Here is a 26,382-nt window from a genome sequence, read left to right as displayed (position 1 = left end):
GGGTGGACTCCGCTGGACAAGGTCGAGAATCGAACGCCTGAGCTATAGGCTGGCAGGCGCATCCTGGAAGAAGTACACCTCTCACGCAAAGCCATCTCGCCCCGGAGAAAGGCGCCAGAAGCAGTGGCCGACCGCCTCATCGTCCGCGGTGCTCGCGAGCACAACCTCAAGAACGTCTCGCTCGACCTGCCCCGCGACTCCCTCATCGTCTTCACGGGCCTCTCCGGCTCCGGCAAGTCCTCGCTCGCCTTCGACACGATCTTCGCCGAGGGCCAGCGCCGATACGTCGAGTCGTTGTCCTCCTACGCCCGTCAGTTCCTCGGGCAGATGGACAAGCCCGACGTCGACTTCATCGAAGGCCTCTCCCCGGCCGTCTCGATCGACCAGAAGTCCACCAACCGGAACCCGCGCTCGACCGTCGGCACCATCACCGAGGTCTACGACTACCTGCGCCTGCTGTTCGCGCGGATCGGCAAGCCGCACTGCCCGCACTGCGGCCGCCCGATCGCCAAGCAGTCCCCGCAGGCGATCGTGGACAAGGTGCTGGAGCTCACCGAGGGCACCCGGTTCCAGGTGCTCAGCCCGGTGGTGCGCGAGCGCAAGGGCGAGTTCGTCGACCTCTTCGCCGACCTCCAGTCCAAGGGCTACGCCCGGGCCCGGGTGGACGGCGAGACGGTCCAGCTCGCCGAGCCGCCCAAGCTCAAGAAGCAGGAGAAGCACACCATCGAGGTGGTCATCGACCGCCTCACCGTGAAGAGCAGCGCCAAGCGCCGGCTGACCGACTCGGTGGAGACGGCCCTGCGGCTCGGCGGCGGCATGGTCGTGCTCGACTTCGTCGACCTCCCGGAGGACGACCCGGAGCGCGAGCGGATGTACTCCGAGCACCTCTACTGCCCGTACGACGACGTGTCGTTCGAGGAGCTGGAGCCGCGCTCGTTCTCCTTCAACTCGCCGTTCGGCGCCTGCCCGGACTGCTCCGGCCTGGGCAACCGGATGGAGGTCGACCCGGAGCTGGTCGTCCCCGACGAGGAGAAGTCGCTGGACGAGGGGGCCATCCACCCGTGGTCCGGCGGCCACACCAAGGAGTACTTCCAGCGCCTGATCGACGCCCTCGCCGGCGAGCTGGGCTTCCGGACGGACCTCCCCTGGGCCGGGCTGCCGGCCCGCGCCAGGAAGGCGCTGCTGTACGGGCACAAGCACCAGGTCGAGGTGCGCTACCGCAACCGCTACGGCCGGGACCGCTCCTACACCACGGGCTTCGAGGGCGCGGTGCCGTTCATCCAGCGCCGGCATACCGAGGCGGAGAGCGACAGCAGCCGCGAGCGCTTCGAGGGCTACATGCGCGAGGTGCCCTGCCCGACCTGCCGGGGCACCCGGCTCAAGCCGGTCGTGCTGGCCGTCACCGTCGAGGGCCGGTCCATCGCGGACGTCTCGGCGATGTCGATCAGCGACTGCTCGGACTTCCTCGGCGCGATGAAGCTCAACGCGCGGGACAAGCAGATCGCCGAGCGCGTCCTGAAGGAGGTCAACGAGCGGCTCCGGTTCCTGGTCGACGTCGGCCTGGACTACCTCTCGCTGAACCGCGCGGCCGGCACCCTGTCCGGCGGCGAGGCCCAGCGGATCCGGCTCGCCACCCAGATCGGCTCCGGCCTGGTCGGCGTGCTCTACGTGCTGGACGAGCCCTCGATCGGCCTGCACCAGCGGGACAACCACCGGCTGATCGAGACCCTGGTCCGGCTGCGGGACATCGGCAACACCCTGATCGTCGTCGAGCACGACGAGGACACCATCAAGATGGCCGACTGGGTGGTCGACATCGGCCCGGGCGCCGGTGAGCACGGCGGCAAGGTGGTGCACTCCGGCTCGCTCAAGCAGCTGCTCGCCAACAAGGAGTCGCTGACCGGCCAGTACCTCTCCGGCAAGCGGTCCATCCCGATCCCGGCCACCCGCCGCGAGCGGGACAAGAAGCGCCAACTGACCGTCCACGGCGCCCGCGAGCACAACCTCAAGGACGTCACGGTCGGCTTCCCGCTCGGGACGTTCACCGCGATCACCGGGGTCTCCGGCTCCGGCAAGTCGACGCTGGTCAACGACATCCTCTACACCCACCTCGCCCGGGAGCTGAACGGCGCCCGCAGCGTGCCGGGCCGGCACACCCGGATCACCGGCACCGACCAGGTGGACAAGGTCGTGCACGTCGACCAGTCGCCGATCGGCCGCACCCCGCGCTCCAACCCGGCCACCTACACCGGCGTGTTCGACCACGTCCGGCGGCTCTTCGCCGAGACGCAGGAGGCCAAGGTCCGCGGCTACCTGCCCGGCCGGTTCTCGTTCAACGTCAAGGGCGGCCGCTGCGAGAACTGCTCCGGCGACGGCACCATCAAGATCGAGATGAACTTCCTGCCGGACGTCTACGTGCCGTGCGAGGTCTGCCACGGCGCCCGGTACAACCGGGAGACGCTGGAGGTCCACTTCAAGGGCAAGTCCATCGCCGAGGTCCTGGACATGCCGATCGAGGAGGCGATGGACTTCTTCGAGGCCGTCCCGGCGATCGCCCGGCACCTGCGGACGCTCAACGACGTCGGCCTCGGCTACGTCCGGCTCGGCCAGTCCGCGCCGACCCTCTCCGGTGGTGAGGCGCAGCGCGTCAAGCTCGCCTCCGAGCTGCAGAAGCGCTCCACCGGGCGGACGGTCTACGTGCTGGACGAGCCCACCACCGGTCTGCACTTCGAGGACATCAGCAAGCTGATCAAGGTGCTCTCGGGTCTGGTGGAGAAGGGCAACACGGTGATCGTCATCGAGCACAACCTCGATGTGATCAAGACCGCCGACTGGATCGTCGACATGGGCCCCGAGGGCGGCTCCGGCGGCGGCATGGTGGTGGCCGAGGGCACGCCGGAGCAGATCGCGGCGGTCTCCGAGAGCCACACCGGCAAGTTCCTCCGGGACATCCTCCCGGGCGAGTTCACCGACGCCCCGGCGCCGGTGAAGGCCCCGCGCAAGCGGGCGGTCGCCAAGAAGAAGTAGCGCCGCGAGGTCGGCGGCACGACACCGGCCCGGCCGACCCCCGTTCGGGGGGCGGCCGGGTAAGGGCCGCATAGAATCACCGCCGACCGGCGCCGCGGGGGGACCCGCGGCGAACCGCAGCGACTCCAGGAGCGAACCACATGTCCGAGGCCCTCGAGAGCCCGCTGGGCGAGAACCCCGCCACCTCCCGCCGCACCCTGCTCTGCGGTGCCGCGGCCGTCCTCGCCGCAGGCGGCGGCACGCTGGCGGTCGCCGGCTGCTCCTCGTCGTCCTCGTCCACCTCCACCTCCTCCGGGCCCAAGACCCCGGTGGACGTCGGCCCGGCCACCGCCGTGCCGGTCGGCGGCGGCACCGTCTACCGGGACAAGAAGATCGTGGTGACCCAGCCCAACGCCGGCGAGTACAAGGCGTTCAGCGCCACGTGCACCCACGCCGGCTGCATCGTCGACCAGGTCAAGAACCAGAAGATCCAATGCCCCTGTCACGGCAGCATGTTCGCCATCACCGACGGCGCGGTGCTGGACGGACCGGCGCCCACCCCGCTCCCCGCCTACTCCGTGGCGGTCGAGGGCGGCAACCTCAAGGTGACCCCGAGCTGAACCAGTTGATCTCCCCTCCGCAGCCCCGGCCCGACTCGGTACGGTGGACCCATGGCTGACCCGTCCACCTACCGCCCCGCACCGGGCGCGATCCCGACCTCGCCGGGCGTCTACAAGTTCCGCGACGCCCACGGGCGGGTCATCTACGTCGGCAAGGCCAAGAGCCTGCGGCCCCGGCTGTCGTCCTACTTCCAGGACCTCGCCGGGCTGCACCCGCGGACTGCGACGATGGTCACCACGGCCGCCTCGGTGGAGTGGACGGTCGTCGCCACCGAGGTCGAGGCGCTCCAGCTGGAGTACTCCTGGATCAAGGAGTTCGATCCCCGCTTCAACGTCAAGTACCGCGACGACAAGAGCTATCCGGAGCTCGCGGTCACCCTCAACGAGGAGTACCCGCGGGTCCAGGTGATGCGCGGGGCGCACAAGAAGGGCGTGCGCTACTTCGGACCCTACGGGCACGCCTGGGCGATCCGCGAGACGGTCGACCTGCTGCTGCGCGTCTTCCCCGTCCGCACCTGCTCCAACGGCGTCTTCAAGCGGGCCCGCCAGGTCGGCCGGCCCTGTCTGCTCGGCTACATCGGCAAGTGCGCCGCGCCCTGCGTCGGCAAGGTCTCGGCCGAGGAACACCGCGAGCTGGCCGAGGACTTCTGCGACTTCATGGCCGGCCGCACCGGCAACTACCTGCGCCGGCTGGAAGAGCAGATGCGGGAGGCCGCCGCCGACCTGGAGTACGAGAAGGCGGGCCGGCTGCGGGACGACATCGGGGCGCTGAAGCGCGCGATGGAGAAGAACGCCATCGTCCTCGCCGACGCCACCGACGCCGACCTGCTCGCCCTCGCCGAGGACGAGCTGGAGGCGTCCGTCCAGATCTTCCACGTCCGCGGCGGCCGGGTCCGCGGCCAGCGCGGCTGGGTCACCGACAAGGTCGAGGACGTCGACACCGCGGCCCTGGTCGAGCACGCCCTGCAGCAGCTCTACGGCGGCGGCGACGGCGCCGTGCCGCGCGAGGTGCTGGTGCCCGCGCTGCCGGAGCCCGCCGAGCCGGTCCGGGAGTGGCTGACCGGCCTGCGCGGCAGCCAGGTCGACCTGCGGATCCCGCAGCGCGGCGACAAGAAGGACCTGATGGCCACCGTGCAGCGCAACGCCCAGCAGGCGCTGGCGCTGCACAAGACCAAGCGCGCCTCCGACCTCACCACCCGCAGCCGCGCCCTCCAGGAGATCGCCGACGCGCTGGAGCTGGACTCCGTCCCGCTGCGGATCGAGTGCTTCGACATCTCGCACCTCCAGGGCGAGGACGTGGTCGCCTCGATGGTGGTCTTCGAGGACGGCCTGGCCCGCAAGAGCGAGTACCGCCGGTTCCAGATCAAGGGCTTCGAGGGCCAGGATGACGTCCGCTCGATGCACGAGGTGATCGGACGCCGGTTCCGCCGCTACCTCCAGGAGCGCGAGCAGACCGGGGAGTGGGCCGTTCCCGAGGCGGACGACCCGGGGGCGCCCGCGGAAGCCGGCGGACCCGGGCCGCACGGCGCCGCCCGCGGGTCCGACGACCCCGACGGCCCGGAGGTCGTGGTCGGCCCGGTGGACCCGGAGACCGGCCGCCCGCGCCGCTTCGCCTACCCGCCGCAGCTGCTGGTCGTCGACGGCGGCCAGCCGCAGGTCGCCGCCGCCAAGCGCGCCCTGGACGAGCTCGGCATCGACGACGTCGCCCTCTGCGGCCTGGCCAAGCGGCTGGAGGAGGTCTGGCTGCCCGGTGAGGAGGACCCGGTGGTCCTGCCACGCAGCAGCGAGGGCCTCTACCTGCTCCAGCGGGTCCGCGACGAGGCGCACCGGTTCGCCATCACCTACCAGCGCAGCAAGCGGTCCAAGCGACTCACCGCCGGGGAGCTGGACTCCGTCCCCGGCCTCGGCGAGACTCGCCGCCAGGCGCTGCTCAAGCACTTCGGCTCGCTGAAGAAGCTCCGGCTGGCCACCGTCGACGAACTCTGCGCCGTCCCCGGCATCGGACGCCGGACGGCGGAGACTGTTGCGGCAGCGTTGTCGTCCCGTCCATCCGCGACACTCGCCGTGAACACCGCCACCGGCGAGATCATCGATGACAGCGCCGACCCGGCCGGCCCGGCGGCCGGCACCGGGACCGACGCCGCACCCCAGACCGCACCATTCCAGGAGACGCCATGACGGCCGACGCCGTCCGTCAGCCGGCGCGCCCCGCGTTCACTCGCCCGAGTGAGCAGGGGAAGCGTGACCGTGCCGCGCGCGTTCTCCACAGCAGAACCACCGAGAGCGGGGAACCGAAGTGACGATGTCCGACGATGGCGGCACCGCCCGACCACTGGCCGCGGGCGAGAACGTGCCGGAGCTGGTGATCATCTCCGGGATGTCCGGAGCCGGCCGGTCGACGGCGGCCAAGTGCCTGGAGGACCTGGGCTGGTTCGTGGTGGACAACCTGCCGCCGGCCCTCATCCCGACCATGGTCGACCTCGGCGCCCGTTCCCAGGGGAACGTCGCCCGGATCGGCGCCGTGGTCGACGTCCGCGGCCGCCAGTTCTTCGACGACCTGCTCACCTCGCTGGACGAGCTGGAGAAGCGCGGCGTCCGGCTGAGCGTGGTCTTCCTGGACTCCTCCGACGACGCCCTGGTCCGGCGCTTCGAGAGCGTGCGCCGCCCGCACCCGCTCCAGGCCGACGGCCGGATCGTGGACGGCATCGCCCAGGAGCGCGACCTCCTGCGCGAGCTGCGCGGCGAGGCCGACCTGGTGATCGACACATCCAACCTCAACGTGCACCAGCTGCGGGCCAAGCTGGACGCCCAGTTCGCCGACCACGACGAGCCCGAGCTGCGCGCCACCGTGATGTCCTTCGGCTTCAAGTACGGCCTCCCGGTCGACGCCGACCTCGTGGTGGACTGCCGCTTCCTGCCGAATCCGCACTGGGTGCCGGAGCTCCGCGCCCGGACGGGCACCGACGCCGACGTCGCCGACTACGTGTTCCAGCAGCCCGGTGCCAACGAGTTCCTCAACGGCTACGCGGAGCTGCTGCGCATCATCACCGAGGGGTACCGCCGCGAGGGGAAGCGTTACATGACCCTTGCCGTAGGCTGCACCGGTGGCAAGCACCGCAGCGTCGCGATGTCCGAGCGGCTGACCAAGCGTCTGATCGCGGACGGCGTCGAAACGGTGCTGGTCCACCGTGACATGGGACGGGAGTAGCCGCCTCACCCCCTGCCGGGCCGCCGGTGGAGGCCGGCGGCGGGCAAGAGGAACGCGAGGTAGGTGTGACGGGATACGTGCCCGGGCGGCAGCTGCAGAACAAGACCGCCGACCGGACGGGGGTCCCGTCGCGCGGCGCGTCGCCCAACCGGCCGCGGACCGGCCAGGTCCGCACCAGCCCGGCCCGTACCAACCAGGCACCCCGCGGCAACCAGGCGCCCCGGATCGCCGCCCTCGGCGGCGGTCAGGGGCTCTCGGCCTCGCTCTCCGCCCTCCGCCGGCTCACCACCGAGCTCACCGCCGTGGTCACCGTCGCCGACGACGGCGGCTCCAGCGGCCGGCTGCGCGAGGAGCTCGGGGTGCTGCCCCCGGGCGACCTCCGCAAGGCGCTGGCCGCGCTCTGCGGCGACGACGACTGGGGCCGGACCTGGTCCGAGGTGATCCAGCAGCGCTTCACCGGCTCCGGCGGCCTGGGCGGCCACGCCGTCGGCAACCTGCTGATCGTCGCGCTCTGGGAGAAGCTGGGGGACCCGGTCGCCGCCCTGGACTGGGTGGGCCGGCTGCTGAACGTCCAGGGCCGGGTGCTGCCGATGTCGGCGGTACCGCTGGACATCGAGGCGGTCGTGCGCGGCCACGACCCGGCCAGCCCGGGCGAGCTGTCCGCCGTCCGGGGCCAGGCGAGCGTCGCCGTGACGCCCGGCACCGTGCAGTCCATCCGGCTGCTGCCGGACGGGCCGCCGGCCGTCCCGGAGGCCGTCACGGCCGTCCGGGAGGCGGACTGGGTGGTGCTCGGGCCCGGATCCTGGTTCACCAGCGTGCTGCCCCACCTGCTCGTCCCCGAGCTCGCCGAGGCGCTCACCGAGACCCGCGCGCGCCGGCTGCTCACCCTGAACCTGGCCCCCCAGCCCGGCGAGACGGAGGGCTTCACCCCGCAGCGCCACCTGGAGGTCATCGCCGACCACGCACCCGCCCTCGCGGTGGATGCGATCCTGGTCGACGAGCGCGCCGTCACCGGCGGCGCCTTCGGCCAGGCGGACCTGGCCGGCCTGGAGAAGGCCGCGGAGCGGATGGGCGCGGCCCTGGTGCTCGGCCGGGTCGCCCGTACCGACGGCACGCCGCGACACGACCCGGAGCTCTTGGCCGCCGCGTACGACCGGATTTTCCGGACACATGGAAGGATCGGGCCATGGCGATGACTCCAGCGGTGAAGGACGAAATCAGCCGGCTCCCGGTCACCCGGGCCTGCTGCCGCAAGGCGGAGGTCTCGGCGATCCTGCGTTTCGCGGGCGGGCTGCACATCGTGAGCGGCCGCATCGTGATCGAGGCGGAGCTGGACACCGGGGCGGCAGCGCGACGCCTGCGCAAGGACCTCCTGGAGATCTTCGGACACTCCTCGGACCTGGTGGTGATGGCGCCCGGCGGTCTGCGGCGCGGCAGCCGCTACGTGGTGCGGGTGGTCAAGGACGGCGAGCTGCTGGCGCGGCAGACCGGTCTGGTGGACGGCCGCGGCCGGCCGATCCGGGGCCTGCCCCCGGCCGTCGTCTCCGGGGCGACCTGTGACGCGGAGGCGGCCTGGCGGGGCGCCTTCCTGGCGCACGGCTCGCTCACCGAGCCGGGCCGCTCCTCCTCGCTGGAGATCACCTGCCCCGGCTCCGAGGCGGCCCTCGCCCTGGTCGGCGCGGCCCGCCGGCTCGGCATCCCGGCCAAGGCCCGCGAGGTGCGCGGCGTCGACCGGGTGGTGATCCGGGACGGCGACGCCATCGGCGCGCTGCTGACCCGCCTCGGCGCCCACGAGTCGGTGCTGGCGTGGGAGGAGCGGCGGATGCGGCGCGAGGTCCGGGCCACCGCCAACCGCCTGGCCAACTTCGACGACGCCAACCTGCGCCGCTCGGCCCGGGCCGCGGTCGCGGCCGGCGCCCGGGTGCAGCGCGCGCTGGAGATCCTCGGCGAGGAGGTGCCGGACCACCTGGCCGCCGCCGGCCAGCTGCGGATGCAGCACAAGCAGGCCTCGCTGGAGGAGTTGGGCGCCCTGGCCGACCCGCCGCTGACCAAGGACGCGGTGGCCGGCCGGATCCGCCGGCTGCTGGCGATGGCCGACAAGCGCGCCTCCGAGCTCGGCCTGCCGAGCACCGAGGCCAATCTGACCGACGAGATGGCGCTCAACTAGCGATCACAGCCAGTGACGGCAGACCAGCCGGTGTCCGGATTCCGGGCACCGGCTGTGCCGTGTCCGGACGGCGCGGCCGGGGGGCTCCGGACCGGTCCGCGCGGGCCGCGACCAACTGCCCCCGACGGCAAGGACGGAAGCCCTGCTCGCACCCTCTTGACACGCCACGCCAAGGCGTCCGACCCGGCCTGATGTGCCCTCCCAGGCCTTGGAGAGGTAGGGTCATAGGCGGTCGGGGACCTCCCAAATTCCACCCCGTCGGCATAGCTCCGGCGTACCTAACGAGGAGATCGGTTCGTGACGATCCGGGTAGGCATCAACGGATTCGGCCGCATCGGCCGCAACTTCTTCCGTGCGGTCAAGGCTCAGGGCGCGGACATCGAGATCGTCGGTGTCAACGACCTGACCGACACCAAGACCCTGGCGCACCTGCTCAAGTACGACTCCATCCTGGGCACCTTCCCGGGCGAGGTCTCGCACACCGAGAACAGCATCACCGTCGACGGCAAGACCTTCAAGGTCATCGCCGAGCGTGACCCGGCCAACCTCCCCTGGGGCGAGCTGGGCGTGGACATCGTGATCGAGTCCACCGGCATCTTCACCAAGGCCGAGGCGGCCAAGAAGCACATCACCGCCGGTGCCAAGAAGGTCATCATCTCGGCGCCCGCCACCGACGAGGACGTCACCATCGTGATGGGCGTCAACGACGAGAAGTACGACGCCGCCAAGCACGACGTGATCTCCAACGCCTCCTGCACCACCAACTGCGTGGCGCCGCTGGCGAAGGTGCTCAACGAGAACTTCGGCATCGTCAAGGGTCTGATGACCACGGTGCACGCGTACACCAACGACCAGGTCACCCTGGACTTCCCGCACAAGGACCTGCGTCGCGCCCGCGCCGCGGCCCTCAACATCATCCCGACGTCCACCGGTGCCGCCAAGGCCACCGCGCTGGTCCTGCCGGAGCTGAAGGGCAAGCTGGACGGCACCTCGCTGCGCGTCCCGGTCCCGACCGGTTCGATCACCGACCTGGTCGTCACCCTTGAGCGCGACGTCACCGTCGAGGAGGTCAACGCGGCCTTCCAGAAGGCCTCCGAGGGCTCCCTCAAGGGCATCCTGCAGTACACCGAGGACCCGATCGTCTCCTCCGACATCGTGAACTCGCCGTTCTCCACGATCTTCGACTCGCTGATGACCATGGTCCAGGGCAACCAGGTCAAGGTCTTCGGCTGGTACGACAACGAGTGGGGCTACTCGAACCGCCTCGTCAACCTGACCACCCTCGTCGGCGGCCAGCTCTGACGCAGCGGGAGCTGACGTGAAGTAGGGGGGAGGGCCCGGACACCGCACGCCGTCCGGGCCCTCCGTCTGCGCACCCTCGAAACTCAACTCCCAGGCGGCCCGCCGTTGTGCCGCTGCCAACAGCGCAACCATCTCCCCAGGAGACCGAAGACCGTGAAGACCATCGAAGACCTCGACGTCGCGGGCAAGCGCGTGTTCGTCCGCGCCGACCTCAACGTCCCGCTGTCCGACGGCACGATCACCGACGACGGCCGGATCCGCGCCGTCGCCCCGACCATCGCCAAGCTCGTCGAGCGCGGTGCGAAGGTCGTCGTCGCCTCCCACCTCGGCCGCCCGAAGGGCGAGCCCGACCCGCAGTTCTCCCTCGCGCCGGTGGCCGCCCGCCTCGGCGAGATCCTCGGTACGCCGGTCTCGTTCGCGACCGACACCGTGGGCGAGAGCGCGAAGGCCACCGTCGCCGCCCTGGCCGACGGCGAGGTCACGCTGCTCGAGAACCTGCGCTTCAACGCCGGTGAGACCAGCAAGGACGACGCCGAGCGCGGCGCCTTCGCCGACGAGCTGGCCGCGCTGGCCGAGCTGTACGTCGGTGACGGCTTCGGCGCCGTGCACCGCAAGCACGCCTCGGTGTACGACCTGCCGGCCCGCCTGCCGCACGCCGTCGGCGACCTGATCGCCGCCGAGGTGGCCGTGCTCAAGCGGCTCACCGAGGAGGTCGAGCGGCCGTACGTGGTCGTCCTGGGCGGGTCCAAGGTGTCCGACAAGGTCGGCGTGATCGAGAACCTGCTCGGCAAGGCCGACCGCATCCTCATCGGCGGCGGTATGGCGTACACCTTCCTCGCGGCCCTGGGGCACGAGGTCGGCATCTCGCTGCTGCAGAAGGACCAGATCCCGGTCGTCCTGGACTACCTGGAGCGGGCGAAGGCGAACGGCGTCGAGTTCGTGCTGCCGGTGGACATCGCGATCTCCGGGTCGTTCCCCGACACCAAGACCCACAAGCCGGTCGAGGACTTCGCGGTCGTCGACGCCGACAAGATCCCCGCGGACAAGGAGGGCCTGGACATCGGCCCGGAGACCCGGGAGCTGTTCGCGGCGAAGCTGGCCGACGCCAAGACGGTGTTCTGGAACGGTCCGGTCGGTGTCTTCGAGCACCCGACCTTCGCCGAGGGCACCAAGGCCGTCGCGCAGGCCCTGCTCGACAGCGACGCGTTCACCGTGGTCGGTGGCGGCGACTCCGCCGCGGCCGTCCGCATCCTGGGCTTCGACGAGACGAAGTTCGGGCACATCTCGACCGGCGGTGGCGCCAGCCTCGAGTACCTGGAGGGCAAGACGCTCCCCGGTCTCGCCGCCCTGGAAGGCTGAGGCAATGACTGAGCGTCTCCCGCTGATGGCGGGCAACTGGAAGATGAACCTCAACCACCTTGAGGCCATCCAGCACACCCAGAAGCTGGCGTTCGCGCTGGCCGACAAGGACTACGAGTCGGTCGAGGTCGCCGTTCTGGTGCCGTTCACCGACCTGCGCTCGGTGCAGACCCTGGTCGACGGCGACAAGCTGAAGATCAAGTACGGCTCGCAGGACATCTCGCAGCACGACTCCGGTGCCTACACCGGCGAGATCTCCGGCCCGATGCTGTCGAAGCTGAAGTGCACCTACGCGGTGATCGGCCACTCGGAGCGCCGCCAGTACCACGGCGAGAACGAGGAGATCGTCAACGCCAAGGTCAAGGCCGCCTACCGCAGCGGGGTCACCCCGATCCTCTGCATCGGCGAGCCGCTGGAGATCCGCAAGGCCGGCACCCACGTCGAGTACACCCTGGCCCAGCTCGACGGCGCCCTGCAGGACGTCCCGGCCGACCAGGCCGAGTCCGTCGTGGTCGCCTACGAGCCGGTCTGGGCGATCGGCACCGGCGAGGTGGCGACCCCCGAGGACGCCCAGGAGGTCTGCTCGGCCATCCGCAAGCGGATCGCCGAGCTGTACGACGCCCCGTTGGCCGAGAAGGTCCGGGTGCTCTACGGCGGCTCGGTCAAGTCCTCCAGCGCGGCCGGCCTGATGGCCAAGCCGGACGTCGACGGCGGCCTGATCGGCGGTGCCTCCCTGGACGCCGACGAGTTCGTCAAGATCGTGCGGTACCGTGACCAGGCAGTAGGCTAACGCCGCCGCAGCAACGTAGGCTTTGGGGCCGGACCGCATCGTGCGGCCCGGCCCCTTCGCCGAAGATACGAGAGAGTTGGTCCCGCCGTGGTTCTCGGGTTCTCGATTGCCCTGATCATCTTCAGCCTGCTGATGGTCCTCCTGGTGCTGCTGCACAAGGGGAAGGGCGGCGGCCTGTCCGACATGTTCGGTGGCGGCGCGATGTCCACCGGCGGCGGCTCGGCCGTGGCCGAGCGCAACCTGGACCGCATCACGGTCATCGTGGGTTTCGCCTGGTTCGCGTGCATCATCGTGCTCGGCCTGGTGCTCAAGTACAAGAGCTGACGTATCTCTGACGCCCTGTCGCCCCGCGGCCTATGCTGGAACGGTCCGGGGCGGAGTCGGTGACGGTGCATCCTTAACTCCTGCTTACACTAGGACGACTTTAGCCACCGACGCGCACCGCGGCGGGTCGGCGCACCAGCACGCAGGGAGTCAGACCGTGGCAAGTGGCAACGCCATCCGTGGCAGCAGGGTCGGAGCCGGCCCGATGGGCGAGGCGGAGCGCGGCGAATCCGCCCCCCGCAACCGGATCTCCTTCTGGTGTGCCAACAAGCACGAGACCCGTCCCAGCTTCGCCGCGGAGGCGGTCATCCCGGACACCTGGGACTGCCCGCGGTGCGGGTTTCCGGCCGGCCAGGACGAGCACAACCCGCCGGCCCCCTCGCGCAACGAGCCCTACAAGACCCACCTCGCCTACGTCCGTGAGCGGCGCACCGACGCCGACGGCGAGGCGATCCTCGCCGAGGCGCTGGCCAAGCTGCGCGGTGAGATCTGAGCACCTGACCGACGCCGAAGGGCGCCACCGTGGAGAACGGTGGCGCCCTTCGTCATGCCGTCGGGCCGAACGCGGTCAGGCCGAGGCCGGCGGGTACAGCTGCGGCGGGAGCTGAGCCGCCGCCGCGCGGTCCAGCAGCCACAGGGTCCGGCTCCGTCCGTGGGCGCCCGAGGCGGGCGCCTGGAGCTCGCCCGGACCGGACAGGGCCAGCGCCACGGCGCCGGCCTTGTCCTCGCCGGCCGCCAGCAGCCAGACCTCGCGGGCCGCCCGGATGGCCGGGAGGGTGAGCGAGATCCGGGTCGGCGGGGGCTTGGGCGCACCGCGCACGCCGACCACCGTCAGCCCGGTCTCCCGGACGCCCGGGTGCTCGGGGAAGAGCGAGGCGACATGGGTGTCCGGGCCGACGCCGAGCAGCAGCACGTCGAAGGCGGGCACGCCGAGGCGGTCACCCGGACCGGCGGCCTTGGCCAGCTCCTCCGCGTACCGGGCCGCGGCGGCCTCGACGTCCGAGCCGTCGACGCCGTCCGAGGCGGGCATCTCGTGCACCCGGGCCGGGTCGAGCGGGACGGCGTCGAGCAGTTCCGCCCGGGCCTGGACGGCGTTGCGCTCGGCGTTGTCGGCGGCGACGAAGCGCTCGTCGCCCCACCAGAGGTCCAGCCGGGCCCAGTCGACCGCGTCCCGGGCGGGGGAGGCGGCGATGGCGGCGAGCAGCGCGTTGCCGTTGCGCCCGCCCGTGAGCACCACCGAGGCGGTGCCGCGGGCGGCCTGGGCGTCCACGATCCGGGTGATCAGCCGGGCCGCGGCCGCCTGGGCCATCAGCTCCTTGTCCCGGTGGACGACCAGCTGCGGGGTCGCCGCCGTCACGAGGACGCCTTCTTGCCGGTGCGCTTGGCCGGGGCCTTCTTCGCCTGGGCGGCCTCCCCGGCCGGCTCCGACGCGTCCTGGACCTTGGCGGTCACCCGGGTCGGGTTGGCCACCGCGGCCTCGGAGACCACCGCCCGGGTGGCCTCCTCGGCCGCCTCGGTCTCGGCGGTGTCCGGCTGGCTCAGCCGCTCGACCGGCGTGCGGACGGCCGTCGCGTAGATGTCGTCCGGGTCGAGCCGGCGCAGCTCCTCCGCGATCAGCTCGGACGTCTCGCGCCGCTTGAGCGCCACCTGGCGGTCCGGCGAGCCGGGCATCGACAGGGTGCCCATCAGGCCGTCCGGGCGGTCCAGGGTGATGTCCCCGTCCTTGGTGCGCAGGTGCACCGCGGTGATGCCCGGGCCGCCGGTGACGACCCGCTCGACCGGCACGTGCAGCCGGTTGTGCAGCCAGAGGCCGAGCAGTTCGACGCTGGGGTTGTACGACTCGCCCTCGACCACCGCGGAGGTGACCTCGGAGGGTCGCTGGTCCAGTGCGGCGGCCAGCATCGAGCGCCAGCCGGTGATCCTGGTCCAGGCCAGGTCGGTGTCGCCCGGGGTGTAGCTCTGGGCCCGCTGGGCGAGCTGGCCCACCGGCGACTCGGCGGTGACGGCGTCGGTGATCCTGCGCTGGGCGATCGAGCCCAGCGGATCCTGTGCCGGGTGCAGCGGCGCATTCTCGGGCCACCAGACCACCACCGGGGCGTCCGGCAGGAGCAGCGGCAGGACGACCGACTGGGCGTGCGCGGCGAGCTCGCCGTGCATGCGCAGGACGACCGTCTCGCCGGAGCCGGCGGCGGTGCCGACCAGGATCTCGGCGTCCAGGCGGGTCTCCGCGCGCGCCCGGGGCGAGCGCCCGGCGCGCTTGATGACCGCCAGGGTGCGCGAGGGGTGCTCGCGGGAGGCGTCGTTGGCGGCCTTGAGGGCGTCGTAGGCGCTGCCCTCGTCGGTCACGATCACCAGGGTGAGCACCATGCCGGCGGCGGTGGAGCCGCTGGCCCGGCGCGCCTCCATCAGGGCTGCGTTGATCTTGCTGGACGTGGTGTCCGTGAGGTCGATCTTCATGGCCGGCGCCAGCTCCTGCCGTCTCGTGCGAGCATCTCGTCGGCCTCGACCGGACCCCAGGTCCCTGCCGGGTACTGGGCGGGCTTGCCGTGGTCGTCCCAGTACTTCTCGATCGGGTCGAGGATCTGCCAGGAGAGTTCGACCTCCTGGTGGCGCGGGAACAGGTTGGCGTCGCCGAGCAGCACGTCGAGGATGAGCCGCTCGTAGGCCTCCGGGCTGGACTCGGTGAAGGACTCGCCGTAGGCGAAGTCCATCGTGACGTCCCGGACCTCGAAGGAGGTCCCCGGCACCTTGGAGCCGAACCGCACCGTCACGCCCTCGTCCGGCTGGACCCGGATGACCAGGGCGTTCTGCCCCAGCTCCTCGGTCGCGTAGGAGTCGAACGGCAGGTACGGGGCGCGCTGGAAGACCACCGCGATCTCGGTGACCCGGCGGCCGAGCCGCTTGCCGGTGCGCAGGTAGAACGGCACCCCGGCCCAGCGGCGGTTGTTGATCTCCAGCTTGATGGCCGCGTAGGTGTCGGTCTTGGAGTCCGGGTTGATGCCGTCCTCGTCGAGGTAGCCGAGCACCTCCTCGCCACCCTGCCAGCCGGCCGCGTACTGGCCGCGCACGGTGTGCTTGCCCAGGTCGGCCGGGAGCTTGACGGCGCTGAGCACCTTGAGCTTCTCGGCCACCAGCGCCTTGGGGTGGAACGAGGCCGGCTCCTCGATGGCGGTGAGCGCCATCAGCTGGAGCAGGTGGTTCTGGATGACGTCGCGGGCCGAGCCGATGCCGTCGTAGTAGCCGGCCCGGCCGCCGATGCCGATGTCCTCGGCCATGGTGATCTGCACGTGGTCGACGTACGACCGGTTCCAGATCGGCTCGAACATCTGGTTCGCGAAACGCAGCGCCAGGATGTTCTGGACGGTCTCCTTGCCCAGGTAGTGGTCGATCCGGAAGACCTCGTCACGGGGGAAGACCTCGTGGACGATCCGGTTCAGCTCCTGGGCGCTCTCCAGGTCGTGGCCGAAGGGCTTCTCGATGACGGCGCGCCGCCAGGAGCCCTGGGGCGGGTCGGTCAGGCCGTGCTTCTTCAGCTGCTGGACGACGGTCGGGAAGAACTTCGGCGGTACCGAGAGGTAGAACGCGAAGTTGCCGCCGGTGCCCTGGGCCTTGTCGAGCTCCTCGATGGTCGCCCGGAGCTTGTCGAAGGCGTCGTCGTCGTCGAAGGTGCCGTGGACGAAGCGCATGCCCTTGGCGAGCTGCTGCCAGACCTCCTCGCGGAACGGGGTCCGGGCGTGCTCCTTGACCGCGTCGTGGACCTCCTTGGCGAAGTCCTCGTCCTTCCACTCGCGGCGGGCGAAGCCGACGAGCGAGAAGCCCGGCGGCAGCAGGCCGCGGTTGGCCAGGTCGTAGATGGCCGGCATGAGCTTCTTGCGGGACAGGTCGCCGGTGACCCCGAAGATGACCAGGCCGGACGGCCCCGCGATGCGCGGAAGCCGCCGGTCGGTGGGGTCACGAAGCGGGTTGACGGGAGCGGCGGGAGCGTCGCTCGGGTCCGAGTCCGACGTCAACTCAGGGTAATCAGTGCTCACTGGATGTGCTCCGCTTTCGTGCGCTGGCTGTGAGCAGGGGTCACTTCTCGTCGGCGAACGAGGCGAGCGAGGCGGTGACGGTGTCGAGCAGCTCGTTCCAGGACTGCTCGAACTTCTGGACGCCCTCGTCCTCCAGGACCTGGACCACGTCGTCGTAGTCCACGCCGGCGGCGGCGATGGCGGCCATCACCTCGGTGGCGTCGGCGTAGTTGGGGACGATGGTGCCGCCGGTGATCACGCCGTGGTCGCCGGTGGCCTCCAGGGTGGCCTCGGGCATCGTGTTGACGGTGCCGGGGGCGACCAGCTCGGTGACGTAGAGGGTGTCCGGCAGGGCCGGGTCCTTGACGCCGGTGGAGGCCCAGAGCGGGCGCTGCGGCTTGGCGCCGGCGGCCTCCAGGGCCTTCCAGCGGTCGCTGCCGGCGGTCTTGCCGTCGACGCTGCCGAAGACCTCCTCGTACGCCTGGTAGGCCAGGCGGGCGTTGGCCAGGGCGGCCTTGGAGCGCAGCTGCTTGGCGTCGCCGCCGACCTCGTCGAGGCGCTTGTCGATCTCGGTGTCCACGCGGGAGACGAAGAAGGAGGCGACCGACTCGATCTGCGAGAGGTCCAGGCCCTTGGCCTTGGCGGCCTCCAGACCGGTCAGGAAGGCGTCGATCACCGCGCGGTAGCGCTCCAGCGAGAAGATCAGCGTGACGTTGACGCTGATGCCCTTGCCGATGACCTCGGCGATCGCGGGCAGGCCGGCCTTGGTGGCGGGGATCTTGATGAAGATGTTCGGGCGGTCGACCAGCCACCAGAGCTGCTTGGCCTCGGCGACGGTCGCGGCCGTCTCGTGGGCCAGCCGCGGGTCGACCTCGATGGAGACCCGGCCGTCGCGGCCGTTGGAGGCGTCGTAGACCGGGCGCAGCACGTCGGCGGCGTCCCGGACGTCCGAGGTGGTGATCATGCGGACGGCTTCGTCGGTGGTGACCTTGCGGACGGCGAGGTCGCGCAGCTGGCCGTCGTAGGAGGAGTCCCCGCCGCCGATGGCCTTCTGGAAGATGGTGGGGTTGGTGGTGACGCCCACCACGTGCTTGTTCTGTACCAGCTCGGCGAGGTTGCCGGTGTTCAGTCGCTTCCGGCTGAGGTCGTCCAGCCAGATCGCCACGCCTTCGTCGCTGAGGCGCTTCAGTGCGTCAGTCATGGTGCTCAGTCCTTCTTCTGTCTTCATCTGTCTGTGGGGTCGTCAGACGGGCCGCGTACCCGCTGTGCGGGCGGGCACGCGGCCCAGGCGGTACTAGCGGTTGACGGCTTCGAGCGAGCGCAGGGCGTTGTGCGCCTCCGCGACGGCCCGCTCGGCGGTCAGACCGAACTCCTCGAAGAGCACCTGGTAGTCGGCGGAGGCGCCGAAGTGCTCCAGCGAGACGATCCGGCCGTGGTCGCCGACCAGCTCGCGCCAGCCCTGGGCGATGCCGGCCTCGACCGAGACGCGGGCCCGGACCGACGGCGGCAGCACGCTGTCGCGGTAGGCCTGGTCCTGCTCCTGGAACCACTCGAAGGACGGCAGCGAGACCACGCGGGTCGCGACGCCCTCGGCCTCCAGGACCTCGCGGGCCCTGACGGCCAGCTGGACCTCGGAGCCGGTGGCGAGCAGGATCAGCTGCGGGTCGCCGGTCGACGCCTCGGCCAGGACGTAGCCGCCCTTCGCGGTGCCCTCCGCGGAGCCGAAGACCTCGCGGTCGTAGGTCGGGACGTTCTGGCGGGTGAGCGCCAGGCCGACCGGGCCCGGGTGGCTGCTGTGCCGCTCGACGATCGTGCGCCAGGCGACGGCCGTCTCGTTGGCGTCGGCCGGGCGGACCATCGACAGGCCCGGGATGGCGCGCAGCGAGGCGAGGTGCTCGACGGGCTGGTGGGTCGGGCCGTCCTCGCCGAGGCCGATCGAGTCGTGCGTCCAGACGTAGGTGACCGGCAGCTTCATCAGCGCGGCCAGGCGGACGGCCGGGCGCATGTAGTCGGCGAAGACCAGGAAGGTGCCGCCGAAGACCCGGGTCCCGCCGTGCAGCGCGATGCCGTTCATGGTCGAGCCCATGGCGTGCTCGCGGATGCCGAAGTGGATCGTCCGGCCGTAGGGGCTGGCCGACTTCAGCGGGTTGCCCTCGGGGAGGAAGGAGCTGTCCTCGTCGATGGTGGTGAGGTTGGACTCCGCGAGGTCGGCCGAGCCGCCCCACAGCTCCGGGATCACCGCGCCGAGCGCCTTGAGGGTCTCGCCGGAGGCCTTGCGGGTGGCGACGTCCTTGCCGGCCGCGAAGACCGGGACGGCCTTCTTCCAGCCGTCGGGGAGCTCGCCGGCCTGGATGCGGTCGAACTCGGCGGCGCGGTGCGGGTGGGCGGCGCGCCAGGCGTCGAGGGAGCGCTGCCACTCGTCGCGGGCGGCCTTGCCGCGCTTGATCACCTGGCGGGCGTGCTCGATGACCTTGTCGCTGACCTCGAAGGTCTTCTCCGGGTCGAAGCCCAGGACCTTCTTGGTGGCGGCGATCTCGGCGGCGCCGAGCGCGGAACCGTGCGCCTTGGCGGTGTTCTGCGCGTCCGGGGCCGGCCAGGCGATGATGGTGCGCATCGCGATGATCGACGGGCGGGAGGTCTCGGCCTTGGCCGCGGCCAGCGCCTCGGCCACGAGGGCCACGTCGATGTCGCCGTTGGACTTCGGGGCGACCCGCTGCACGTGCCAGCCGTACGCCTCGTAGCGCTTGAGCACGTCCTCGGAGAAGGCGGTCTCGGTGTCGCCCTCGATCGAGATGTGGTTGTCGTCGTAGAGCGCGACCAGGTTGCCCAGCTTCTGGTGGCCGGCCAGCGAGGACGCCTCGGCGGAGATGCCCTCCTCCAGGTCGCCGTCGGAGACGATGGCCCAGATGGTGTGGTCGAACGGCGACTCGCCGGCGGGGGCGTCCGGGTCGAACAGACCGCGCTCGAAGCGGGCGGCCATCGCCATGCCCACGGCGTTGCCGATGCCCTGGCCGAGCGGGCCGGTGGTGGTCTCGACACCCGCGGTGTGACCGTGCTCGGGGTGGCCCGGGGTGCGGCTGCCCGCGACCCGGAACGCCTTGAGGTCGTCCAGCTCCAGGCCGTAGCCCGAGAAGTAGAGCTGCGTGTAGAGGGTCAGGCTGGTGTGCCCGGGAGAGAGGACGAAACGGTCGCGGCCCACCCAGGCCGGGTCGGTCGGGTCGTGGCGCAGGAAGCGCTGGAAGATCAGGTACGCCGCCGGGGCCAGCGACATGGCCGTCCCGGGGTGTCCGTTGCCGACCTTCTGGACCGCGTCCATGGCCAGGACGCGGGCGGTGTCGACCGTCCGCTCGTCCAGCTCGGACCACTCGAATGCATTCGTCGGCGTCGTGCTCACCCTGTCTCAGGGCTCCTTCCGTTGTGAAGAGTGACCCCGTGAAGGGGACCGGGTCGGCCACGTCGATGGGGCCGGACGCTGGGTGGTGCCGGTCACGGAGGGTAGATCCCGCTTCTCGGTGCGAGCCTACCGTCCGGGTCGGGGATCACCCTCCGTGCTGAGACAACGGGCATTTCCGTATGGCGATTCCCACGAGGGTTCGAAGGGTTCTTTTGTCCCAGCCTCTCCCGGTTTCACGGCCTCTGCCCGTTCGGGGGCCGGGACGGGGGACAGGTATCGCAGCAGGTCGGCTTCGTGTGTTCGCCCAGGGGTTCACCCAGGGGTGTGCGTTCCGCCCCGCCCGGGGGACCCCGGAGCCGGTGGGGAGATATGGAGCGTCTAAGGTGGCGTGGTACGCGCAGAGCGGACGATTCGGGAACATCGTTCCGGTGGACGCCTGCGAAGATTCATCTTCAGTTGGGGTGTTAGTGACCGCCGTCGAATCCCGTCCCGCCGGGGTCACCGGGGCGACGCCTGCGCACCGGCCGTTCGGGGCCCGTGTCGGCGCATTCGTCGCACTGACCAAGCCTCGGATCATCGAACTGCTGCTGATCACCACCGTCCCGGTGATGTTCCTGGCGCAGCGCGGTGTCCCGGATCCGCTGCTGGTCCTCAAGGTGGTCATCGGCGGCTACCTGTCGGCCGGTGGCGCCAACGCCCTCAACATGTACATCGACCGCGACATCGACGCGGTGATGTCGCGCACCGAGCGGCGGCCGCTCGTCACCGGGATGGTGTCACCGCGCGAGGCGCTGGTCTTCGGCATCGCGCTGGCGGTCGGCTCCACGCTCTGGCTCGGCTTCCTGGTCAACGCGCTCTCCTCGCTGCTGGCGCTGTCGGCCCTGCTGTTCTACGTGTTCGTCTACACGCTGGGGCTGAAGCGGCGCACCGCGCAGAACATCGTCTGGGGCGGGATCGCCGGCTGCATGCCGGTCTTCGTCGGCTGGGCGGCGGTCACCGGTTCGGTGTCCTGGTCGGCGCTGGTGCTCTTCCTGGTCATCTTCTTCTGGACGCCGCCGCACTACTGGCCGCTGTCGATGAAGGTGCGCGAGGACTACGAGCGGGCCGGCGTGCCGATGCTCCCGGTGGTCAAGGGCAACCTGGCGGTCGCCAAGCAGATCGTCCTCTACTCCTGGGTGATGGTCGCCGTCTCGCTGGCGCTCTGGCCGCTGGCGGAGACCAGCTGGCTGTACCCCGTCTCGGCGGTCGTGCTGGGTGTGGCCTGGCTGAAGGAGGCGCACGGACTGTACGCCCGCGCCAAGGCCGGGGTGGTCGGCGCGAAGCTCAAGGAGATGCGCCTCTTCCACTGGTCGATCACCTATCTGACGCTGCTGTTCGTGGTGATCGCGGTGGATCCGTTCGTGAAGTAGCCGCCGACGTGGAGAAGGGGCCCCGGTCTTCGGACCGGGGCCCCTTCCGCGTCTCAGCGCGGGGGCAGTTCGGAGGGTCCCACCCGGTCGTCCAGCCAGTCCCGCAGGGGCTGGGAGGCCCGCAGGAAGCCGGTGATCCGGTCGTGGGCGGCCCGGGTGCCGAGCCACGCCGCCGGCGGCCACTCCTGCCAGGCGACCAGCCCCTTGTGGCGGAGCAGCTCGATCCGCGGGTGGTCCCGGGGGTAGCCGCGCGGGGCGGACCTGAGGCTGTCCCGGCCGACCACCTCCGGCCCGGCCGCGCGGACCCGGGCGATCACCCGCTCCAGCTCGGCGCCGCCGACCTCCTCGGCGACGGCGGCCCGGTAGCGCGCCAGCTGGTCCGGGGCGAGCCGGTACAGCCCGTTGCCGCAGGCCAGGCCGTCGGCGGAGAGCTGGATGTAGCCGCCGCTCTCCAGGTGGGCGCCGATGTGCGTCTTGTACGGGGACTTGTCGGCGCTGAACCGGACGTCCCGGTTGGGGCGGAAGATCCTGCCCGGCCCGAACCCGGGCTCCAGCTCGGCGAGCAGTCGCTCCATCGGCTCCCGGACGGCGTGCTCGTACCGGTCCTTGTGGGACTGCCAGAAGGTCCTGGAGTTGTCGGTCTCCAGGTGCTCGTAGAACTCTAGGGCCTCGGCCGGCCAGCCTTGGAAGGTCACCGCTCCAGTATGTGGTCCGGTGCACAGCCCGGTCCCGTCGCCAGCTCGGCTACCGATCGGTAGCATGCGGGCATGAGCAGCGCAGAGACCGCCACCCCCGCCGCGCCGGACGCCCGCGTCGAGCGCCGCGCCAAGCGCATCGCCAAGCACCTGACCGCCTTCGCCGAGCAGCACGGCGGCAGCGCCGACGGCGTCGTCGAGTACGTGGGCACCGTCGCCACCCGGATCGTCGTGGTCGGCGCGGACGGCGCCTGGGGCGACCAGGTCGCCCCGAGCTACGCCGTCGGCCGCCGGGCCGCCGAGCTGGCCGGGGTTACCCTGCACGACAGCTTCGAGGGCGAGCTGGGCCTGAAGGTCAGGACCGGCCCGTACGAGTGGAAGCGGATGGCCGGTATCCAGATCGGCGGCTGAGGCCGCGACGAGCACGCGAGAGGGGCCCCGGGTCTCCCCGGGGCCCCTCTCGCACGCTCAGACCGCGGCGGTCCGCGGCGCCTGGGCGGGCAGCGGCGCGGTGGGCGCGGCGCCCTCGCGCACGCGCAGCGCCAGCGGGATGCGCAGGACGGCGATCCAGGTGAGCGTGGCGCCCAGCATGTGGATGCCGACCAGCAGCTCCGGGACGTCCGTGAAGTACTGGACGAAGCCGAGCACGCCCTGGAGCAGCAGCACCGCGAGCAGCTCGCGGGCCCGCGCGCGGGCGGCCGGCGGGGCCTTCACGGCGGCGAACACGAAGAGCACCGCGACCGCCAGGCCGACCGAGACGAACGCCAGGTCGGCGTGCACCTGGGCGAGGCGGTCGTAGTCGAGGGGGATCCGCGGCACCAGCTTGTTGTCCTTGGGCGTCCCGGGGTGGTGCCCGGCGCCGGTCACCAGCGTCCCGGCCGCCACCAGCAGGCCGATCACGGTGACCAGGACGTAGGAGAGCCGGACGATCGGACCGGCCACCGCCGGCCGCGGCGGGCCGTCGCCCTCGCGCGAGCGCTCCCACATCAGCAGCGCGACCCAGACCAGGGCCATCGCGGAGATCAGGTGGACGGCGACCGTGTAGGGGTTGAGGCCGGTCAGCACGGTGATGCCGCCGATCACGGCGTTGCTCATCACCAGCCAGAACTGGGCCCAGCCGAGCCTGCTCAGACCGCGCCGCCAGGGCCGGTGGCAGCGGGCGGCGAGGATCGCCCAGCCGACCGCGGCGCTCAGCACGTAGGTCAGCATCCGGTTGGTGAACTCGATGATGCCGTGGAGGCCCATTTCGGGCGTCGGCGTGATGCTCTCGCCGGTGCAGCGGGGCCAGGTGGTGCAGCCGAGGCCGGAGGCGGTGAGCCGGACGGCTCCGCCGGTCACGACGATCACCACGCTCATCACCAGCGCGGCGAACGCGGCGCGCCGGACCATGGCGGCGGACGGCTGCCAGCGGTCGGCGAGCAGGGAGAAGGGGGTAGGCACGGGGTCAATCGTAGGCGGCCTTACAGCCGATCTTGGGGCGGGGCGGGGTCGCGCCGGGCGGGCGCCGTCCGGCCCGTCGCCGGTCCGTCGCCCCGGGGGCCGTCCGGCGGGCCCCGGGGCAGGCCGTTCGGCCCGAACGGGACTGTTCGGGCAAGGCGGACATTGGTCTTGACCAATCACTCGGTTGGCCGAAAGAGTGCGGCTTGGTCCATACCTTTTTCCGGGACCGCTCCCACCCCCGCACGTAAGCGGAGATCCTGCACATGCGCATACCCACACCCGCCGCAGCGCTCGCTCTCGGCGGATCCCTCGCCCTGGCCGGTCTGGTCGCCCCGGCCGCGCACGCGGCCGAGCCCGGCCGGCAGTGCCAGAGCCTCGGCGTCGCCAATCTCTACGGGGAGTTCATCGAGGGCGACGACACCCACACGCCGGACGCCGAGGGCGCGGTGGCGGTCGGCGGCAACGCGGACTTCACCGGCGGCTTCTCGGTCGGCCAGGAACTGACCGCGGACCAGGTCGCGGCGCTTCCCGGCGGCAACGCGCTGGTCGTCGCCGGCAAGATCACCGGGCACAACACCCAGGTGATGAAGGGCAACGGCGTCTACGGCTCGAAGGCCCCCGGCGCCGTGGTGGACGCCCACCAGGGCAAGATCAGCCAGGGCGCCTCCCCGATCGACTTCAAGGCCGAGTTCGCCAAGCTCCGCTCGGCCGCCACCGCCCTCGCGGCCGGGGCGCAGACCGCCGGCGCCAAGGTCGAGGCGAAGGGCGCGCAGCTCTACCTGAGCAGCGCCGACGCCACGCTCAACAGCTTCACCGTCAGCGCGGCGACGCTCCAGGGCGCCACCGACGTCTTCGTGAAGGTGCCGGTCGGTTCGGTCACCGTCGTCACCGTGACCGGCGACAGTTACGACATGGCCGCCGCCCGGACCACGGGCTTCCACCTGTGGGACGAGGGCAAGAAGGCCTACGTCCTGGACGACAAGCTGCAGAGCGCGTCGGGCGGGGCGGTCCGGGCCAAGCTCCTCTGGAACTTCCCGACCGCCACCAAGGTGGTCAAGAACAGCCAGGCCGCCTGGGCCGGCACCGTGCTGGCGCCGAACGCCGCCTTCGACCTCGGCAGCGGCGGACCGGTCAACGGCTCGGTGATCGCCAAGTCGCTGACCGGCAAGGGCGGCGCGGAGACGCACCACTACCCGTTCACCGGCTGCCTGAACACCGAGGTGCCGCCGACCACCGCGCCGACCGTGCCGCCGGTGGTGCCGAGCGGTTCGCCGTCGCCGTCCTCCACGCCGAGCGCGTCGGTGACCCCGAGCACGCCGGCGACGCCCGGCGCCTCGGTGACCCCGGGCGGCTCCGGCAGCCCGTCCGCCCCGACGACCGGCACCCCGGGCCCGGGCGCCACGGGCAGCCCGGCGGCCTCCGCCTCCCCGTCGGCGGCGGTGGTGCCGAGCGCCTCGGCCGCCCCGTCAGCGGAGGCGACCACCGGAGGCGGCCTCGCCCACACCGGCTCCGGCCCGGTCGTCCCGCTGACGATCGCCGGCGCCGTCGTGATCGCCGCCGGTGGCGCGATCGTGGTGGCCACCCGTCGCCGGGCGGCCAGGAAGGCCTGACGGCCCGCCGGGCGACCGTAGTGCTGCCCCCGGTGGTCGGATTCGACCGCCGGGGGCAGTGCGTTTGCGCCACTGTGACGGAATACGTTCAAGTTCGCCGAACGGGTGTCGTGCGAGGTCGCCGCCGTGATGGGCTGCTCCTTGCACAACCGAGGCCGGACGGACAGTCGAAATCCGGTCGTACGGCGGGGTGTGGGGAGGTGAGGGTGTGCCGGTAGAGTCCCCCGGACAGTCGTGGCGGGCCACCGCGAGCCTTTCAACAAGCCTGCTGCGCAAGACCGTTCGGAGGGGACAACGAAATGGCGCGACAGCGGCGGCAGATCGGCATCAGGAACGCGGCACTGGCGGGGACGGCGGCAGCCGCCGTCCTGCTGCCCTTGGCACTGGCGACCAGCGCCTCGGCGCACGCGCCCAAGTGGCAGGTGACCTGCGACAAGATCGTGATCGATCTGACCAACTACAGCGACGCGAGCGGTGTGAAGAACGTCGTCAGCCTGACCGTCGACGGCGAGAAGGTGCTCGACCAGAAGCCGTTCGGCAAGGAGTTCCACGGGACGTTCCCGGTGAAGGACCACGCCAAGCCGGTCAGCGCGACCTTCGTGGTCACCACCACCGAGGACCCGAAGAACGCCGACTGGAACAAGACGGAGACCAAGACGATCGAGGTCTGCCAGACCCCGACGCCCACCCCGACCCCCACGCCCACCAAGACCCCGACTCCCACCCCCACCCCCACGGCGACCCCGACGCCGACGCCCACCCTGACCCCTACGCCCACCAGCACCCCGACGTCGAGCCCGACGCCGACCCCCACCAAGACCCCCACGGCGACGCCCACCCCGACCCGGACGCCCACCCCGGCGCCGAGCACCGCCACCCCGGGCCCGGTGCTCGCCCAGACCGGTGGCAGTGACGCCACCCCGATCATCGCCGCGGCCGGTGGCGGCGTCGTCCTGCTCGGCGGCGCGCTCGTCCTGCTGGCCCGCAAGCGCCGCAGCGGCGGCAGCGAGAGCTGACGCCCACGCCGATCGCACCGTGGCCCCCGCTC

The 26,382-nt window shown here is 71.5% G+C and carries 22 protein-coding genes; 15 read left to right on the top strand and 7 right to left on the bottom strand.

The features are described from left to right. Nucleotides 1-123 precede the first annotated feature (123 nt). The 11 genes from uvrA to ACZ4UX_RS18970 all read left to right on the top strand — a co-directional run bounded on the left by uvrA (nt 124) and on the right by ACZ4UX_RS18970 (nt 13,269). Complete coding sequence (uvrA, locus tag ACZ4UX_RS19020) at nt 124-3,027, top strand: excinuclease ABC subunit UvrA (protein WP_465707479.1); 2,904 nt, start codon at nt 124-126, stop codon at nt 3,025-3,027. A 140-nt stretch (nt 3,028-3,167) separates the two neighbouring features. Then, nucleotides 3,168-3,626: a Rieske (2Fe-2S) protein gene (locus tag ACZ4UX_RS19015; protein WP_465707478.1), complete on the top strand. Its 459-nt coding sequence runs from the start codon at nt 3,168-3,170 to the stop codon at nt 3,624-3,626. A gap of 51 nt (nt 3,627-3,677) precedes the next feature. Beyond that, nucleotides 3,678-5,804 carry an excinuclease ABC subunit UvrC gene (gene uvrC / locus ACZ4UX_RS19010; protein ID WP_465707477.1) on the top strand — a complete coding sequence of 709 codons (2,127 nt, stop codon included), beginning with the start codon at nt 3,678-3,680 and terminating at the stop codon, nt 5,802-5,804. Between the two features lie 124 nt (nt 5,805-5,928). After that, entirely contained in the window at nt 5,929-6,834 is a 906-nt protein-coding gene (gene rapZ / locus ACZ4UX_RS19005; RefSeq protein WP_329490007.1) for an RNase adapter RapZ, read from the top strand. 224 nt (nt 6,835-7,058) lie between these two features. Further along, the gene (locus ACZ4UX_RS19000) at nt 7,059-8,030 is read left to right on the top strand and encodes a gluconeogenesis factor YvcK family protein (protein ID WP_465707531.1); all 972 of its coding nucleotides are present in this window, start codon (nt 7,059-7,061) and stop codon (nt 8,028-8,030) included. Next, nucleotides 8,021-9,001: a DNA-binding protein WhiA gene (whiA, locus tag ACZ4UX_RS18995; RefSeq protein ID WP_329490008.1), complete on the top strand. Its 981-nt coding sequence runs from the start codon at nt 8,021-8,023 to the stop codon at nt 8,999-9,001. The genes ACZ4UX_RS19000 and whiA overlap by 10 nt, the downstream gene beginning before the upstream one ends. Nucleotides 9,002-9,298: 297 nt before the next feature. Then, complete coding sequence (gene gap, locus ACZ4UX_RS18990; RefSeq protein WP_329490009.1) at nt 9,299-10,303, top strand: type I glyceraldehyde-3-phosphate dehydrogenase; 1,005 nt, start codon at nt 9,299-9,301, stop codon at nt 10,301-10,303. Between the two features lie 153 nt (nt 10,304-10,456). After that, nucleotides 10,457-11,662 carry a phosphoglycerate kinase gene (locus tag ACZ4UX_RS18985; protein ID WP_465707476.1) on the top strand — a complete coding sequence of 402 codons (1,206 nt, stop codon included), beginning with the start codon at nt 10,457-10,459 and terminating at the stop codon, nt 11,660-11,662. 4 nt (nt 11,663-11,666) lie between these two features. Continuing rightward, nucleotides 11,667-12,452 (top strand): triose-phosphate isomerase, encoded by a 786-nt coding sequence (gene tpiA, locus ACZ4UX_RS18980; RefSeq protein ID WP_329490011.1) that lies wholly within the window; start codon nt 11,667-11,669, stop codon nt 12,450-12,452. 87 nt (nt 12,453-12,539) lie between these two features. After that, nucleotides 12,540-12,776, top strand: coding sequence for a preprotein translocase subunit SecG (gene secG / locus ACZ4UX_RS18975; RefSeq protein WP_359804430.1), 237 nt, complete (start codon nt 12,540-12,542; stop codon nt 12,774-12,776). Nucleotides 12,777-12,981: 205 nt separating this feature from the next. Beyond that, entirely contained in the window at nt 12,982-13,269 is a 288-nt protein-coding gene (locus tag ACZ4UX_RS18970; protein WP_030308030.1) for an RNA polymerase-binding protein RbpA, read from the top strand. Nucleotides 13,270-13,344: 75 nt separating this feature from the next. Here ACZ4UX_RS18970 and pgl read toward each other — a convergent pair whose 3' ends face one another. The 5 genes from pgl to tkt all read right to left on the bottom strand — a co-directional run bounded on the left by pgl (nt 13,345) and on the right by tkt (nt 20,180). Further along, complete coding sequence (gene pgl, locus ACZ4UX_RS18965) at nt 13,345-14,133, bottom strand: 6-phosphogluconolactonase (protein ID WP_329490013.1); 789 nt, start codon at nt 14,131-14,133, stop codon at nt 13,345-13,347. Beyond that, nucleotides 14,130-15,233: a glucose-6-phosphate dehydrogenase assembly protein OpcA gene (gene opcA / locus ACZ4UX_RS18960; protein WP_465707475.1), complete on the bottom strand. Its 1,104-nt coding sequence runs from the start codon at nt 15,231-15,233 to the stop codon at nt 14,130-14,132. The genes pgl and opcA overlap by 4 nt, the downstream gene beginning before the upstream one ends. Continuing rightward, entirely contained in the window at nt 15,230-16,786 is a 1,557-nt protein-coding gene (gene zwf, locus ACZ4UX_RS18955; protein ID WP_465707474.1) for a glucose-6-phosphate dehydrogenase, read from the bottom strand. Before zwf ends, opcA begins: the two co-directional genes overlap by 4 nt. A 61-nt stretch (nt 16,787-16,847) precedes the next feature. Further along, on the bottom strand, nt 16,848-17,987 hold the full coding sequence (tal, locus tag ACZ4UX_RS18950; protein WP_465707473.1) for a transaldolase: 1,140 nt from the start codon (nt 17,985-17,987) through the stop codon (nt 16,848-16,850). Nucleotides 17,988-18,080: 93 nt separating this feature from the next. Next, nucleotides 18,081-20,180 (bottom strand): transketolase, encoded by a 2,100-nt coding sequence (tkt, locus tag ACZ4UX_RS18945; RefSeq protein WP_465707472.1) that lies wholly within the window; start codon nt 20,178-20,180, stop codon nt 18,081-18,083. Nucleotides 20,181-20,647: 467 nt separating this feature from the next. On the opposite strand from tkt, the gene ACZ4UX_RS18940 reads away from it, so the two are divergent. Beyond that, entirely contained in the window at nt 20,648-21,589 is a 942-nt protein-coding gene (locus ACZ4UX_RS18940) for a heme o synthase (protein ID WP_465707471.1), read from the top strand. A 53-nt stretch (nt 21,590-21,642) separates the two neighbouring features. On the opposite strand, the gene ACZ4UX_RS18935 is transcribed toward ACZ4UX_RS18940, so the two are convergent. After that, nucleotides 21,643-22,284 carry a DUF2461 domain-containing protein gene (locus ACZ4UX_RS18935; protein ID WP_352288140.1) on the bottom strand — a complete coding sequence of 214 codons (642 nt, stop codon included), beginning with the start codon at nt 22,282-22,284 and terminating at the stop codon, nt 21,643-21,645. Nucleotides 22,285-22,356: 72 nt separating this feature from the next. On the opposite strand from ACZ4UX_RS18935, the gene ACZ4UX_RS18930 reads away from it, so the two are divergent. Continuing rightward, nucleotides 22,357-22,695 carry a hypothetical protein gene (locus tag ACZ4UX_RS18930; RefSeq protein ID WP_352288142.1) on the top strand — a complete coding sequence of 113 codons (339 nt, stop codon included), beginning with the start codon at nt 22,357-22,359 and terminating at the stop codon, nt 22,693-22,695. A 57-nt stretch (nt 22,696-22,752) separates the two neighbouring features. On the opposite strand, the gene ACZ4UX_RS18925 is transcribed toward ACZ4UX_RS18930, so the two are convergent. Beyond that, on the bottom strand, nt 22,753-23,733 hold the full coding sequence (locus ACZ4UX_RS18925; RefSeq protein ID WP_380386699.1) for a COX15/CtaA family protein: 981 nt from the start codon (nt 23,731-23,733) through the stop codon (nt 22,753-22,755). A 254-nt stretch (nt 23,734-23,987) separates the two neighbouring features. On the opposite strand from ACZ4UX_RS18925, the gene ACZ4UX_RS18920 reads away from it, so the two are divergent. After that, entirely contained in the window at nt 23,988-25,334 is a 1,347-nt protein-coding gene (locus ACZ4UX_RS18920; protein ID WP_465707470.1) for a choice-of-anchor A family protein, read from the top strand. 299 nt (nt 25,335-25,633) lie between these two features. Then, nucleotides 25,634-26,350 carry an LAETG motif-containing sortase-dependent surface protein gene (locus ACZ4UX_RS18915; protein WP_465707469.1) on the top strand — a complete coding sequence of 239 codons (717 nt, stop codon included), beginning with the start codon at nt 25,634-25,636 and terminating at the stop codon, nt 26,348-26,350. Nucleotides 26,351-26,382 lie beyond the last annotated feature (32 nt).

It is taken from the genome of Kitasatospora sp. NPDC028961, from assembly GCF_055564815.1.
Note: the sequence above shows the minus strand (reverse complement) of the source record. Positions and strands in the feature narration are given on the sequence as shown.